The following is a 14,168-nucleotide window of genomic DNA, read 5'->3' on the forward strand; positions in this document are numbered from 1 at the left end:
CATGACCTCCGTCCTCCCTGAGGTGCGGCGGCGACGGCCGGGCCCGGCCCTCGCCGCCCTCTTCCTCGCCACCTTCGTCATGGGCAGTGCCGAGTTGATCGTCGTCGGCCTGCTGAAACTCGTCGCCGACGACCTCTCCGTGTCGGTGGACACGGCGGGCACCCTGGTCACCGCGTACGCACTGGGCATCTGCGTCGGCGGCCCGCTCCTGACAGCGCTCACCATCCGGATCCGGCGCCGCACCGTGGTGTGGACGTCCCTGGCCGGCTATGTCGCGGGCAACCTGCTCGCCGCCCTCGCCCCGGGTTTCGGCACGCTGCTCGCGGCCCGGGCCGTCACCGGAGCGCTGCAGGGCCTGTTCCTCGGTACGGCGTTCACGGTGGCGGCCGCCCTGGTGCCGCCCGAGCGGACCGGGCGCGCGATCTCCGTGGTCTTCGGCGGCATCGCCGTCTCCACCGCGTTGGGCGTTCCGCTGGGCACCCTCGCGGCCCAGCACCTGGGCTGGCGCGCGGCGTTCACGGCCGTCGTGGTCCTCGGTGCGCTGGCGCTGCTGGCGGCGGTGGTGTGGGTCCCGCCGGTCGACGGCTCGGGCACGGGCGGTCTGTGGGCGCGGTCCCGGCACGCGCTGGCGCCCCGGGTCCTGGCGGTGCTCGGCGTCGGATTCCTGCTGCTGGGCGGCCAGTTCGCGGGGTTCACCTACATCACGCCGTTCCTGGAGGACGTCACGGGAGTGTCCGGCACGTGGCTGACCGTCTTCCTGTTCGCCTACGGAGCCGCGACGGCCGTCGGCACGTTCGTGGGCGGCTGGGCCGCGGACCGGGACGCGGCGCGTGCGCTCGTCGGGGCGAATGTCGCTCTGGTCGTGGCTCTGGCGGTCCTGCATGTCGCCGGGTCCTCCCGGACCCTGGTGGCCCTCGCCCTCGTGCTGTGGGGCGTGGTCGGGTTCGGCCTCGTCCCCTCACTCCAGTACCGGGTCGGGCTGCTGGCCGGCCCCGGGCGCGACCTCGCGGCGACGCTGCCGGCGTCCGCGGTCAACGCGGGCATCGCGGTCGGGGCGGTGGCCGGCGGCGCGGCCGTGTCGCACGGCGGCGCGAGGGACGCGATGCTCACCGGACTACTGGTGTGTGTGGCGGCACTGCCGGCGACCTGGGCCTCGGGACGGTTGCGTCCGGCGGCGTCCGGGCGGCAGTCGGTCGAGGTCGCGGGGGAGGCGCCCTCCCAGGACTGACCGTGCTCCCGGCCGGGTGCGCCCGCGCGTGATCCCGGATCGGGCGGGCCGGTCCCGCCGGTCGGCGAGCGGCGAAGCAGGCCGGTCGCCGGCCGGCGCACCCGCTCGGCGGTGCGGTGCGGGGAGTGCGCAGCCCGTCGCGGCTGCCCGGCCCGGGACCCTGCCGTGAACCGGCTTGCCGTGCGGTCGCGTGCCCGGTCGCACGGCCTTCGAGAAGGGCGGCCGACCTGGGCTACCTGCTCCGGGCGGGAGCCGTCGGCACCCCTCGTCGTACCCGCACGGCGAGCGCCGACCGCCGTATCCGCAGGGGCAGTTGGCGGCCCAGCTGTGGGGGCTCCGCCTCGCGCACGGCCGCGGCCACGGCCGCGGCGAACTCGTCGTCCGCGGGCACGAGCCGGGCCTGCCGGAACATCGTGTGCAGCCGGTGCAGCAGGGCCGGCACCTCGTCCCCCGTCAGCACCCCGCACACGCCCTTGTCCGTCGCCGCGACAAGCACCGGCCCCAGCGACGAGCCCGCCACCGTGTACCGGATGTCCGTCCCGTCGCCGCCCGCGCGATACTCCTTCGGGGTCATGCCGAGGATCTCCGTCGCCGCCGCGTAGAAGTGACCACCGGAGTTGAACCCCGAGCTGTACATGGCGTCGGCGATCGTCCCGGACAGCGGCAGGGCCTCACGTACCCGGCGGGCACGCGCCGCCGCCAGATAGGCGTGCGGTGTGATGCCGGTGAACGACTTGAACAGGCGGTGGAAGTGGAACCGGCTGTAGCCGACCTTGCGGGCCAGCTCGTCCAGGCTGGGCGGCAGCGGCGCCTCGTCGATGATCCGGCAGGCCGTGGCGACAGCCTCGGCCGCCACGGCGTGCCGGTCGGAGTCATCGGGGCAGCAGCGGCGGCACGGGCGGTATCCCTCGGCGCGGGCGTGCTCCGGGGTCGGGAAGAACCGGACGTTCTCGCGCCGGGCCAGCTTCACCGTGCACGACGGGCGGCTGTACACGCCCGTCGTGGTGACCACGTAGCAGAAGTGGCCGTCCGCGCGGGCGTCCCGGTCCCGCACGGCCTGCCAGCGTGCCTCGTCACAGGTGTACAGCGTTGCGGCGGTCGTCGTCACCGTCATGCTCCGTGCCTTCCACTCGTCCAGGAGGTCGTTTCTCAGGGCTGTTCCGGCGGGTGGCGGCGGGGCGGCGTCCGCGGGCCGGCGGCGGGCGCCGATCGCGGAGCTCTCGCCGCGACCGACTCCGGCAGCACCCGGGCAGCAGAAAAAGGAGGAAAACCACCGACCGGACCACGACGGCCGCGCCCCGAACCCGCTCGCGCGGGACCCCGCCTTGCGGTCCTGCCACGGTCCGAGGCGCCGGGCGGAGGCATCCGCCACCGCTTCGTCGGCCTGGCCGCAGCCCTCGGCTCACCAGTTGACGCAGCGGCACGCCCCGGGCGGATGCGTCCTGTGGCGGCGCAGAACGCCGCGGTCCCGCACGGCCTTGCCGCCCGCCGTGCGAGGCAGCTCCCTCAGCAGGTGAAAGCGGTCCGGCGCGGGCGCCCCACCGAGGAACCGGCGGCACCAGGAGTGCAGTTCGTCGCCGTCCAGTTCCGCGCTGCTCGCCACGTGCGCCTCGATCGGGCCGACCCCGAGGACCACCGCGTCCGTGATGTGCCGGTGGGCCTGCAGCACCGACTCGATGCGCAGCAGGTCGAGCGAGGCGTCCCCGACGCCGTGGACCCTTCCGCGCAGACGCAGAGCACCGGTGTGGGGATCACGCGTGACCAGGTCGCGCGTGGACATCCAGCCACCGGCCCACGGCGTGTCCTCGTACAGGTACGGGGACGCGGGGACGTGCACCTCCAGGACGCCGCCGATCACGCGGGTACGGACGCCGGGGACCGGAAGGCCGACCCAGGCCGGGCCGAAGCGGCCGGTGAGGTCGGCGGCGATGATGCCCGTCTCGGTGGTGCCGTAGGCCTGGCCGACGCGCACCCCGTGGCGGACGCTGAACACCGCCGGAGTCTCGGGCGGCAGGGCGTCACCGCTCGACACGGCCAGCCGGAGATGCGGCAGTTGTCCGGGCTCGGCCCGCGCCAGCCGGCGGAAGTGGTGCGGATTGCCCAGCACCACGTGCGCGTCGGCCGCCGCCCGCACGGTCGCCGCCGCCGTGCGGGCGGTCGGCATCACGACGGTCGCGCCCGCCGCGAGGGCGTGCAGCACACCACCGATCAGCCCGAAGGAGTGCGAGACGGGCTCCAGCACGGCCACCCGCTCGCCGCGGCGCGGCATACCCTCCAGCGAAGCGAGCCGGTCCAGTTCCTCCAGCAGCGACTCGGGGCTCCGGCCGATCGCCTTGGGGCGCCCGGTGGTACCCGACGAGAACTGCACGAGGCAGTGCCCGCTCGCGCTCGGACAGCCGCCGGCGCGGCGGCGCACCAGCACCTCGCACTCGTCGACGAAGTCATGAGGCCGCTTGCGGCTCTCGCCGAGGGACACCGAGAACTGCACCCGCTCCGGCCCGGCAGGAACATCCCGTGCCTGCCGGCCGGGCCGGGCCTCCACCAGCACCACCTGGGCGCCGAGCGACCACAGCGCGAACAGCGTCCACAGGTGCGTGAAACTGGCGTTTCCGTACAGGGCGACCGTACTGTGCTCCCGGATGCCGTACTGCTGCAGCACATCGGCCAGCCAGGCCGTCTCGCGTCGGAGCCTGCCGAACGTGACCTCGCGGTCCGCGGCCCGCGCCCACACCTCGTCGTCGGGGTGGCGGCCGAGTAGTTCGGCACCCCACCAGGACCGTTGCGTCATCGCCTCCACCGGACCCCCTCGCCGCGGCGCCGGAGCCGCGGCGAGGGCGGCCCCGGTCGCCTTTCGCCTACTTCTCGACGCAGAACTCGCCGACCGGCCAGCCCACATGGCGCTTGTCGGTGGCCACGTGACCGAGCAACTGGTCGCCCTTCTTCAACTCCGTCACGTTCAGCACCGCCGCACCGGGGCCGAGCACCCGGACGTGCCAGTCGTCCTGCACGATCAGGCTGACCTCGACGCCCTCCGGGGAGACGGCCTTGATGCCGAGCAGCGGACGGGACTCCAGCTTGATGCGGCCCACCACGATGCGGCGGGTGCGGCCGTCGGCGCCGACGGCGAGCACGGGACTGCCGGCCTTCAGCTCGCTGAGGTAGTTGGTGCGGTTGTCCGCTCCGAACACGTAGCTGTGCAGCGCGCCCGCGTTGATGCGGAACGGGCGGGTCGGCATGTACGGCAGCGGGTGGGTCTCGCTCACGCACAGCACGAAGCCGTGCGCGTACGAGCCGACCAGCATGCCCTCGTCCTTCTCGAAGTGCGTGCAGGTGTCGATGCAGACCCGGTCTCCGAGTCCGAGGTGTTCGATCGACTCGACCGTGAGCGTCTGCAACTGCAGGTCCGGGGTTTTCACCCGGAGCATCTCCACGAGCGCGAAGACGTCGTTGGCGGAGCGCGGGGCGACCAGGACGCCCTCGGAGCCCTTCTCCAGGACGTCGACGATGATCTGTGCCTCCTCGATGTCGGTGGCCTGGCAGATCAGCTGCCCCGGCGAGGCGTCCGCGGCGGCGATCACGATCTCCAGCGGAATCTTCGTCGGGTCCTTGAACTCCACCACGGTGTAGGGCAGTTCACGAGCGGACTCGCAGGCGAGCTTCAGCGTGGGGTCGTCGACGACGTTCACCCAGGCGGCCGTGTCCTGCTCGCCGCCGCGGTGACGGCTCTCCAGGGCACCGAGGCTGTCGATGTCGACGACCTCGCGCAGCACGATCAGATCCTCCGGGGCCCCGTCACCGGCGTGCCCGCCCGGCGCGAGGACACGCTTCACGGTGTTCGGCAGCAGCGCGAGGCGCTCCGGGTCGCTGTCGACGATGCCGTCGACGCGTGCGTGGATCGCGGCGTCGACGACCGCCTCACGCTGTTCGGCGGGCACGGTTCGGAGGTCGATCCAGGCAAACTTCACAACACACCTGCCATCTCGGTCTGCGGCGCGGGCTCGGACATGAGCTCGCGGCGGTGAATGATTGAGGCCAGTTCCCGGACCGCCTTCTCGGGCGACGGGCTGGTGAACACCCGTCGTCCGACGGCGAGTCCGGCACAACCCAGGTCCATGGCGCCGGCCGCGAACTCGTACAGGCTCCGGTCGGTGGAGCCGCCGCCCGCCACCACCACGGGCAGCGGGGAGGAGGCGATCACCTCTTCCATGCGCTCGGGCGGGGCGGCGAGCACCGTCTTGACGATGTCGACGCCGAGGTCCGCGGCGATGTTCACCACATGGGCGACGAGTGTCGGGTCGGTCGGATCGGCCACGCGGGGACCGCGCGGATAGACCATGGCCATGAGCGGCATGCCGAAGCGGTCGCACGCCGAGGCCACGGCGCCGAGGTCGGCGAGCTGGTCGGCCTCGGTGTCGGAGCCGATGTTCACGTGCACGCTGACCGCGTCCGCGCCCAGCCGGACCGCCTCCTCCACGTCGCCGACCAGCACCTTGGCGTTGATGTCGGGTCCGTGGGCGGTGCTCGCGCTCAGATGCACCACGAGGGAGCAGCGCGTGAGCAGCGCCGGAGCGATCATGCGCGCCCTGCCCTTGTGGACGACGACACCGTCAGCGCCGCCGTCCGCGATGGCACTGACCAGTCCGCCGAATCCGGCGGCTGTCGTGACGGGCCCGTCGGACACGGAGTGGTCCAGCGGTACGAACAGGAACCGGCCGTCTCCCGGCCGGGACAATCGCGCGAGGCGCACCGATTTACCGGTGAGCGGCATGCTCGACATGACACCCCTCTTCGTTCCTGGTCACAGAGTTCGGATGGGATTCCGCGGGGGGTCCCGGGCTGAACTGTCGCAGTGGCTTCTGAAGAATCGAGCCAGGTGCCCCGGGCCGAGATCGCCGCAAGATGCGGAGTGCCGGAACGTCCCTCCCCTGCCTAGCGTCACCGCGTCCGGGTGTGATCCGTGGAGCGGGAGGAGATGCCAGATGACGCACGGCAGAGAACAGGTGAGCAGACGGGGTGTGCTCGCGGCAGGCGCCGCGATCGGCGGCGGCGTGTTGCTGCCCGCACAGCAGGCGGTGGCCCAGCCGGAGGAACTGGTGACCGTCACCCCGGGCGACGCGCGCTACCCGGACCTCGTCCGGGGCTGGAACCAGCGCTACGTCGGGCGGCCCGAGGCGGTCTACATACCCCGGTCGACCGCCCAGGTCGCCGCCGCCGTCCGGCAGGCGGTCCGGGCCGGCAAGCGGATCACCGTGCGCAGCGGCGGGCACTGCTGGGAGGACTTCGTTTTCAGCCCCGACGTCCAGGCGGTCGTCGACATGTCGGCGATGCGGGACGTGGACTTCGACTCGTCGATGAACGCCTTCATGGTGCAGCCGGGCGCCCAGCTCCTCGACGTCTACGAGCGCCTGTACCGCACCTGGGGCGTCATCGTGCCGGCCGGCATGTGCTTCCAGGTCGGGGCGGGCGGCCACGTCAGCGGCGGCGGCTGGGGACTGCTGTGCCGCCGGCTCGGCCTGGTGGTGGACCACCTGTACGCGGTCGAGGTCGTCGTGGTGAACGCCGACGGCACCGTGCGCACCGTCGTCGCCACCCGCGAGGAGAATGATCCCCACCGGGACCTGTGGTGGGCTCACACGGGCGGGGGCGGCGGCAACTTCGGCATCGTGACCCGCTACTGGTTCCGCAGCCCCGGCGCGAGCGGCACCGACCCCGCCCGGCTGCTCCCGGCCCCGCCCCCGGAGGTCCTGGTCAGCGCCGTCTCCTGGAACTGGTCCGACCTGGACGAGCGGTCCTTCACCCGGCTGGTCCGCAACTACGCGGACTGGCACGTGCGGCACGCCGCCCCCGACGACCCGGCGACCGCCGTGTGCAGCCTGCTCTCCCTCAACCACGTCTCGAACGGGGCCGTGGGCCTGATCACGCACGTCGACGCGAGCGTGCCCGGCGCCGCCCGGCTGCACGACGAGTTCGTCGCGGCGGTGAGTGAGGGTGTCACCGCCACACGCGGACCGGTCACCACGCGGATGGGCGAGCTGGCCGCGCTGCCGGACCTGGCCACCCCGCGCCGCCTCCCGTGGCTTCAGGCGGCCCGCTATCTGGGCACGGCCAACCCCACCACCAACGACCCGACCCAGAAGAGCGACTTCAAGTCGGCGTACATGAAGGCGAGCTTCCCCGAGCGTCAACTCGCCGTGCTCCACCGCCACCTGACCCGGACGGACATCGGCAACCCGACGGCCTCGGTCATGCTCAGCTCCTTCGCCGGCCAGGTGTCGGCCGTCGCCCAGGACGCCACGGCGAGCGCCCACCGGGACGCCCCGTACAAGCTGGCCTGGATGATCTGGTGGGACGACCCGGCCGACGAGAAGGACAGCGTCCGCTGGCTGCGCGAGTTCTACGCCGACATGTACGCCGACACCGGCGGCGTCCCGGTCCCCGGCGCGGTGACCGACGGCTGCTACGTCAACTACCCCGACGCCGACCTCAGTTCACCGGAGTTCAACCGCTCGGGCACGCCCTGGCACGCTCTGTACTACAAGGGCAACTACCGCCGGCTGCAGCAGGTCAAGCAGGCGTACGACCCTGCGAACGTCTTCCGGCACCGGCAGTCGGTGCGGCTGCCGGGCAGCTGAGCCGACTCCTGCCGGTGCAACCCGGCGGCGCGGGCCGGTGTTCCTCCTCGTACAGCACTCGACCGCTCGACCAGAGCCGCCGCCTATCACCGCAGGAGCTCCGATGCCGAACAGCCCAGCCGTGGACACCCAGGTCGCCGTCGTCGGCGGCGGGCCCGTCGGCATGCTGCTCGCCCGGGAACTGGCTCTGCTGGGCGTGCACGTCACCGTTCTGGAGAAGCTGCCGGCGCCGACCGGTGAGTCGAAGGCGGGGACGCTGCACGCCCGTACCGCGCAGACGCTGCGCCGGCGCGGGCTCCTCGAAGCCGTGCAGCCCGGCTCACCGGCCCCGCCGGTGGGCATCGGGCCCGTACCGTTCCACTTCTCCGGCATGTTCGACCTCGACCTGAGCCGCGTCGTCACCGAGGGCCCGGTGATGGTGGGCAGCCCGCAGGCGTGGGCGCAGGAGGTGTTCGCGGCCGACGCCGAACGGCTCGGTTCGCGGATCAGGCGGGGCCGCGAAGTCGTCGGCCTCGACGAGGAACCGGACGCCGTGCGCCTGACCGTACGCGACTCCCGGGGTGCCACGGACACGCTGCGCGCGTCCTGGGTGGTCGGTGCGGACGGCGCGCGCAGCGCCGTCCGCAGACTGACCGGCATCCCGTTCACCGGCACGCCCGCCCGGGTCGGCGCCCTGATCGGAGAGGTCCGCCTCCTGGATCCGGCCCGGGCGCCGCAGGGCTGGCAGCGCAACCCGCGGGGCTGGACCCTGGTGTGGCGCAACCTGTTCGGACGCAGCCGAGTGTGCACGTACGACTTCCGGGGCCCGCATCCGGACCGGCAGGCGCCCGTGACGCTGGACGAGTTCCGGGCGGAGGTGGAGCGGATCGCCGGCCACCCGGTGCCCATGGACTCACCGAGCTGGCTCACTCGCTTCAGCGACGCCGCCCTGCAGGCCGAGCACTACCGCGTCGGCAGGGTCCTGCTCGCCGGCGACGCGGCGCACGTCCACTTCCCGGCCGGTGGCCAGGGCGTCAACCTCGGCCTTCAGGATGCCGTCAACCTGGGCTGGAAGCTCGCCGCGGAGGTGCACGGCTGGGCGCCGCCCGGACTGCTCGACACGTACGAGACCGAACGCGCGCCCATCGCCGAGGCGGTCCTGGAGAACGTGCGCGCCCAGGTCGCCCTCATGGACCCCGACCCCCGCATGGACGCGCTGCGCACCCTGTTCGCCCGCATGATGCACTTCGACGACGTCAACCAGTACCTCGGGGGCATGATCAGCGGCGTCGACGTCCACTACGACACCGGCGGCCCCGGCGACCCGCTGGCCGGCCGCTTCGCCCCCGACGTGCTGCTGAAGACCGGGGACGCGGTCACCAGCCTTGCCGAACTCCTGCACAGCGCGGAGCCGTTGCTGCTCCTCCTGTCCGACTCGGAGGACTTGCTGGAGGCCGTGGAACCCTGGCGCTTCCGGGTGAACGTGGTGACGGCGACGGCGGCCGAGCCGGTCGGCGCGGACGCCCTGCTGGTGCGGCCCGACGGGTACATCGCCTGGTCGGCTCGGGGAGACGCCGGGGACGCGGGCGCCCTGTCCGGGGCGCTGCGATGCTGGTTCGGGGACCCCGCCTAGAGCGCATCGGGCCGAACTCGGCCGGCAAAACACCGGCGACCTTGGATCGGTCAACTCAGCTGACCTGCACGCTCCTTGTGATCCGCGTGGCCAGCACGTTGCGGTGGATGTCGAGGGCTGCGGTGGACTTGTTGAGCGTGATGTAGTGCAGGCCGGGCGCGCCCTCGGCGAGGAGGCGTCCGGCCATGGCGGTGGCGTGCTCGACACCGATCCGGTAACCCTCGGCGGCGTCGTCGCGGGCGCTCTCGAGCCGGTGGGCGAGGTCTTCGGGAAAGGCCGCGTGGGACAGTTCGGCGAATCGGCGAATCTGGCGGACGTCGGTGGCCGGCATGATCTCCGGGATGATCGGGATGTCGCATCCGGCCGCGGCCACCCGATCGCGCAACCGCAGGTAGTCCTCGACGCGGAAGAACATCTGGGTGATGGCGTAGTCGGCTCCCGCCCGGCACTTGTCGACGAAGTGCCGGATGTCGCTTTCCCAGTCCGGCGAGCGCGGGTGCATCTCGGGGAAGGCCGCCACACCGACGGTGAAGTCCCCCAGCGAGTGCACCAGTTCGACCAGCTCCCGGGCGTACGTGAAACCGTCCGGGTGCGGCGTCCAGGGGCCGTTCGGATCGCCGGGCGGGTCGCCCCGCAGCACCAGTACGTCCCTGATCCCCGCGTCGGCGTACTGGCCGATGATGTGCCGCAGCTCGGCCACCGAGTGCCCGACGGCCGTCAGATGGGCGACGGGCCGCAGGGTGGTCTCGGCGGCGATGCGCCGGGTGACCTCGACGGTGCGTTCGCGCGAGGAGCCGCCGGCGCCGTAGGTGACGGACACGAAGGTGGGGGAGAGGGGTTCGACACGGCGGACGGAGTTCCACAGGACGCGCTCGCCCTGGCCGGTCCTCGGCGGGAAGAACTCGAACGAGAACGACGGAACGCCGCTCGCCAGCGCCTCGCGCACGGAGCTCATGAACGGCCTCCCGTGGTGAACTCCTCGGACAGGGCGACCCCGATCCGGTACTCGGCGCGCGCCACCGCCAAGGGGACGGACGGACTGTGCGGTTCCAGGCAGTCGCGGGAGCCGCCCTGATGCCGGCTCTTCGCGCGGCCCGCTCATGACAGCCCTGCCAGGCGCGGCTCCATCTCACGGGCCGCGTCGTGCCCGTACGTGCGCTCGACACGGTCGACCAGATCCACGGCCGGCAGCTTGTACTCCTGTGTGCCGACCGTCTCCAGGACGATCGACGCCAGCGCACAGCCGAGCTGCGCCGCGCGCTCGTCGGGCCAGTCCCAGCTCAGGCCGGCGAGGAAGCCGGAGCGGAACGCGTCCCCCACTCCGGTCGGGTCGGCGATCTTCGCGGTGGTGACGGCGGGCACGTCGACACGCGGCTGCCCGCACCGCGACAAGGAGACGCCGTCCGCGCCCCGGGTGATGATCCACGTGCCGACACGAAGCAGGATGTCCCGTTCGCTCCAGCCGGTGCGCTCCCGAAGCAGGGCGGCCTCGTACTCGTTGGTGAACAGCAGGTGCGCGCGGTCCACCAGGTGCCGTGCCTGGGTCTCGTCCAGGCGGGCCAACTGCTGCGAGGGATCGGCGGCGAGGCTGACGCCGGCGCGCCGGACGGTCTCGGTGTGGCGCAGCATCGCCTCGGGGGCGTCGGCGCCGACATGCACGAGGTCGAATCCCCCGCAGCGGGCCGCCACCGCGGCGAGGTCGATCTTTGAGGCGTCGGCCATGGCACCGGCGTAGAACGTGGCGATCTGGTTCTGCACCTCGTCCGTCGTGCACACGAACCGGGCGGTGTGCAGTGTCCGGCTGATCCGGACGGAGTCCGTGTCCACCCCGGCGGCACGCAGCCAGGCGCCGTACTCGGCGAAATCGACGCCCGCGGCGCCGATCAGATGCGGGGTCAGCCCCAGCCGCGCCAGTCCGAAGGCGATGTTGGCGGCGACACCACCACGCCGCACGTCGAGACGGTCGACGAGGAAGGAAAGGGACACCTGGTCCAGTTGGTCGGCGATCAGCTGGTCGGTGAACCGACCGGGGAAGGACATCAGATGGTCGGTGGCTATCGAGCCGGTCACGGCGATTCGCACGACGGTCTCTCTCCTTGAACCCGGGGTCGAAGGGTGCGGGCCCAGTGCCCGGCGGCCGGGGCACGCGGGACGCCGGGCCGGGCCCCGGCAGCGTGGGACTGCCCTGACAGGCAAGCCTGCCCGGCGCCGCTGAAGCGCCGCTCGAAGTGCCCGCCCGTCGCGGGCGCACCGCCGCCGTCGTCGTGCGGCACCCCGCCATCGTGGGCGCTGAAGTGGACGTCCGGATACCGCTGGTACGGCCGCCCGGCATGATGCACAGTGCCCTGGTGGACACACAACGGCTCGACGGGACGGCCCCCGCGGCGGCGGCTCGCGGGTACACACTGATCGGCAGCGACGGGCGGCCGTACCGCAGCGACGTGGCCGGCCGGTTCGGCGGCTACCGGCGCGGACGGATCTACGGACGACTGGACTGCCCGTCCGCCCTGCGGCACATCGCTCGCGGGAACTACGTGCGCCATCGGGTGTTCTTCGCGGACGAGGCAACCGCCGTGGCCGCGGGGTACCGGCCGTGCGCACTCTGCCTGCCCCATCGCCACCGGGCGTGGCGGAAGGGGAAGCCGTCATGAGCGAGCCCTCTCCCCGGCTGGTTCCGGACGCCCTCTCCGACTACGCGACGTGGCCCGCCGCCCGGCCGCACACCGACCGGGAGATCGCCCGCCTGCTCGCGCTGCTGGATGCATGCGGCTTCCGCGGCGGCAGCGTCGCGCTGGGGCACGGCCGGGACACCGCGTCGCGGGACGCCGCCGCGGCGTTCGCCGACGCGTGGCACGGGAGCGGCGGACATCTCGCCACGGTGGTCGACTGGCCCGAGGACGCCGCCTCATGGCTGCGCCAGGCTCGTCGGCTGACCCGTCCCGAGCCGGACGCCTGGGTGGTGGCCGCGGCGCCGGTCGGCTGGGCCCAGATGAGCCGCCGGCTCCGGCACAGCACCGACTGGCACCCGCGCCGCACGTTCGGCTTCGCGTCCGCGGGTGACTCGCGTCTGGTGACCGCTGCGGGTCCGGAGGTGCTGGAGGGGATGCGCGGCGCGACGGCGGACGGCAGGGTGTGGACGATCCGCCGGGGCTGGGTCGTGGAGTCCGACGGCGAGTAGCCGCCATCCTGCGCGAGGCGGCCGACCGCGTGGCCTTCGGCGGTTTGCATCGCCAGGAGGCCACGCGGCGGCCTTGATTGAGTCGGTCTCAGGCCTCAGTGGTGGAGCGGATCGCAGGAGGAGCGCTCTCGCGGGCCCGAGGGAGCCGGGTGGCCAGGGCAGTGGCGCTACGGGCCATGGGCGTGGCCATGATCCCGGCCACGCTGGTGCGGCCGGCGATGTAGGCGTCGAGACGGCGCCATGCCGGGGGCAGGCGGGTCAGCGCGGTGTGGACGAGGCCGGGGTTGCGGGCGAACAGGTTCATCAGGGCGCCACTGGCGCGCATTTCGACGCCGAGGACGTCGTCGACCTGCCGTCCGTAGTGGTCGGCGGTGGGGGTCTCCTCCGCCTCGTCGGCGGCGGTGACTAGGCGGGCGGCGGCGTGACCCGCGAGGTCGCCCGAGCGCAGCGCGTAGGAGATGCCTTCCCGGGACCAGTGGTCGACGAGAGCGGCGGCGTCACCGGCGACGAGCACGCGCCCGCGGGCCAGCGGGGAGTCGGGGCGGCGGCACCGGGTGAGGTGGCCGGTGTCGTGCAGGGGACGAGGGCCGTTGAGTCCCTGGCGGGTGAGGAAGTCCTCCTTGTAGGCGCGGAGAGCGGTGGGGTTGCCGCGGGCGGCCACCACTCCGGCGGTGCGGACGTCGCCCTTGGGGAAGACCCAGCCGAAGGAGCCCGGCAGCGGACCCCACTCCATCAGGACACGGCCCCGCCAACGGTCGGCCGTCCGTTCGTCGACCGGCACTTCGGCCTCCAGGGCGAGGTCGACCTGTGCGCATTGCACGCCGACGTACCGGGCGACCCTGCCGGCGCTGCCGTCGGCGCCGACGACGGCCCGGGCGCGGAGTGTGTCTCCGCGGTTGGTCTTCACCGTGACGGTGCGGCTCTCCTGCTCCAGGGTGGTCAGTGCGGTGCTGTCCCGGACCGTCGCTCCCGCCGCCGCGGCGGCCTCGGTCAGCGCCGCGTCGAGTTCGCTGCGGTAGACCATGGCGATGGTCGGGGAACCGGAGGCGAGCGTGCGTTCTCCGCGGCCGTTGAGGGCGAAGGTGAACTGCGCTGCCGTGTCGTAGACCTTCAGGGACAGGCCGGGAGGCAGGGCGGCGAGGGATGCCCCGATGAGGCCGCCGCCGCAGGTCTTGTAGCGGGGGATGGCGGCGCGTTCCAGCAGCAGCGTTTCGCAGCCGTTCTCGGCGGCGACGCCGGCCGGCGGTGGCGCCGGCCGGACCGGCGCCGACGACGATCACGTCCCAGGTCTTGGGCGTGGTGCCGGGCATGGTGTCGGGTGTACGGGCGGGGGCGGAAGGTGGGGGCATACGAAGGGTCACCTAGCGTCGGGCCGAGCGGGCGGTGGGGAAGGTCAGCCACCTGATTCAGCCGCTCGGGCGGGCGCTTGAAGGTCATCCTTCGGCGGCCGGAAAGCGGCGCTGAACGTGTGAGGAACCTGAGAAAGGGTGTGACCTCCGGCGCGCAGGGCAGACGCGG

12 protein-coding genes are annotated in these 14,168 nt (G+C 72.9%); 5 read left to right on the plus strand and 7 right to left on the minus strand.

Annotation, left to right across the window (positions count from 1 at the left end):
• Nucleotide 1: 1 nt before the first annotated feature.
• Nucleotides 2-1,228, plus strand: coding sequence for an MFS transporter (locus tag KUM49_RS08310; protein WP_217236077.1), 1,227 nt, complete (start codon nucleotides 2-4; stop codon nucleotides 1,226-1,228).
• Between the two features lie 232 nt (nucleotides 1,229-1,460).
• Here the strand turns inward: KUM49_RS08310 and KUM49_RS08315 are convergent, their stop codons facing one another.
• The 4 genes from KUM49_RS08315 to KUM49_RS08330 form a co-directional block, all read right to left on the minus strand.
• Nucleotides 1,461-2,342, minus strand: coding sequence for a bifunctional transcriptional activator/DNA repair enzyme AdaA (locus KUM49_RS08315; RefSeq protein ID WP_217236078.1), 882 nt, complete (start codon nucleotides 2,340-2,342; stop codon nucleotides 1,461-1,463).
• A gap of 288 nt (nucleotides 2,343-2,630) precedes the next feature.
• On the minus strand, nucleotides 2,631-4,016 hold the full coding sequence (locus KUM49_RS08320; protein WP_217236079.1) for a class I adenylate-forming enzyme family protein: 1,386 nt from the start codon (nucleotides 4,014-4,016) through the stop codon (nucleotides 2,631-2,633).
• Between the two features lie 67 nt (nucleotides 4,017-4,083).
• Nucleotides 4,084-5,193: a 3-dehydroquinate synthase II gene (locus KUM49_RS08325; RefSeq protein ID WP_217236080.1), complete on the minus strand. Its 1,110-nt coding sequence runs from the start codon at nucleotides 5,191-5,193 to the stop codon at nucleotides 4,084-4,086.
• Nucleotides 5,190-5,996, minus strand: coding sequence for a 2-amino-3,7-dideoxy-D-threo-hept-6-ulosonate synthase (locus KUM49_RS08330; RefSeq protein ID WP_217236196.1), 807 nt, complete (start codon nucleotides 5,994-5,996; stop codon nucleotides 5,190-5,192). The genes KUM49_RS08325 and KUM49_RS08330 overlap by 4 nt, the downstream gene beginning before the upstream one ends.
• A gap of 211 nt (nucleotides 5,997-6,207) precedes the next feature.
• Between KUM49_RS08330 and KUM49_RS08335 the strand changes: the two genes are divergently transcribed.
• Both KUM49_RS08335 and KUM49_RS08340 read left to right on the plus strand, forming a co-directional pair.
• Nucleotides 6,208-7,860 (plus strand): FAD-binding oxidoreductase, encoded by a 1,653-nt coding sequence (locus KUM49_RS08335; protein WP_217236081.1) that lies wholly within the window; start codon nucleotides 6,208-6,210, stop codon nucleotides 7,858-7,860.
• A gap of 103 nt (nucleotides 7,861-7,963) precedes the next feature.
• The gene (locus KUM49_RS08340; RefSeq protein ID WP_217236082.1) at nucleotides 7,964-9,472 is read left to right on the plus strand and encodes an FAD-dependent monooxygenase; all 1,509 of its coding nucleotides are present in this window, start codon (nucleotides 7,964-7,966) and stop codon (nucleotides 9,470-9,472) included.
• A gap of 55 nt (nucleotides 9,473-9,527) precedes the next feature.
• Here KUM49_RS08340 and metF read toward each other — a convergent pair whose 3' ends face one another.
• Both metF and KUM49_RS08350 read right to left on the minus strand, forming a co-directional pair.
• Nucleotides 9,528-10,427 carry a methylenetetrahydrofolate reductase [NAD(P)H] gene (gene metF, locus KUM49_RS08345; RefSeq protein WP_217236083.1) on the minus strand — a complete coding sequence of 300 codons (900 nt, stop codon included), beginning with the start codon at nucleotides 10,425-10,427 and terminating at the stop codon, nucleotides 9,528-9,530.
• 143 nt (nucleotides 10,428-10,570) lie between these two features.
• Nucleotides 10,571-11,554, minus strand: coding sequence for a carbohydrate kinase family protein (locus tag KUM49_RS08350; RefSeq protein WP_217236084.1), 984 nt, complete (start codon nucleotides 11,552-11,554; stop codon nucleotides 10,571-10,573).
• A gap of 146 nt (nucleotides 11,555-11,700) precedes the next feature.
• Here KUM49_RS08350 and KUM49_RS08355 point away from each other — a divergent pair, with 146 nt between their 5' ends.
• Nucleotides 11,701-12,123 carry an Ada metal-binding domain-containing protein gene (locus tag KUM49_RS08355; protein ID WP_308406568.1) on the plus strand — a complete coding sequence of 141 codons (423 nt, stop codon included), beginning with the start codon at nucleotides 11,701-11,703 and terminating at the stop codon, nucleotides 12,121-12,123.
• Nucleotides 12,120-12,650 (plus strand): ABC transporter substrate-binding protein, encoded by a 531-nt coding sequence (locus tag KUM49_RS08360; RefSeq protein WP_217236085.1) that lies wholly within the window; start codon nucleotides 12,120-12,122, stop codon nucleotides 12,648-12,650. Before KUM49_RS08355 ends, KUM49_RS08360 begins: the two co-directional genes overlap by 4 nt.
• Before the next feature lie 88 nt (nucleotides 12,651-12,738).
• Here the strand turns inward: KUM49_RS08360 and KUM49_RS08365 are convergent, their stop codons facing one another.
• Nucleotides 12,739-13,857, minus strand: a complete 1,119-nt coding sequence (locus KUM49_RS08365) for a geranylgeranyl reductase family protein (RefSeq protein WP_308406574.1) — start codon at nucleotides 13,855-13,857, stop codon at nucleotides 12,739-12,741.
• Nucleotides 13,858-14,168: the final 311 nt, after the last annotated feature.

Source organism: Streptomyces sp. AC555_RSS877, assembly GCF_019049245.1.
Lineage (GTDB): Bacteria > Actinomycetota > Actinomycetes > Streptomycetales > Streptomycetaceae > Streptomyces.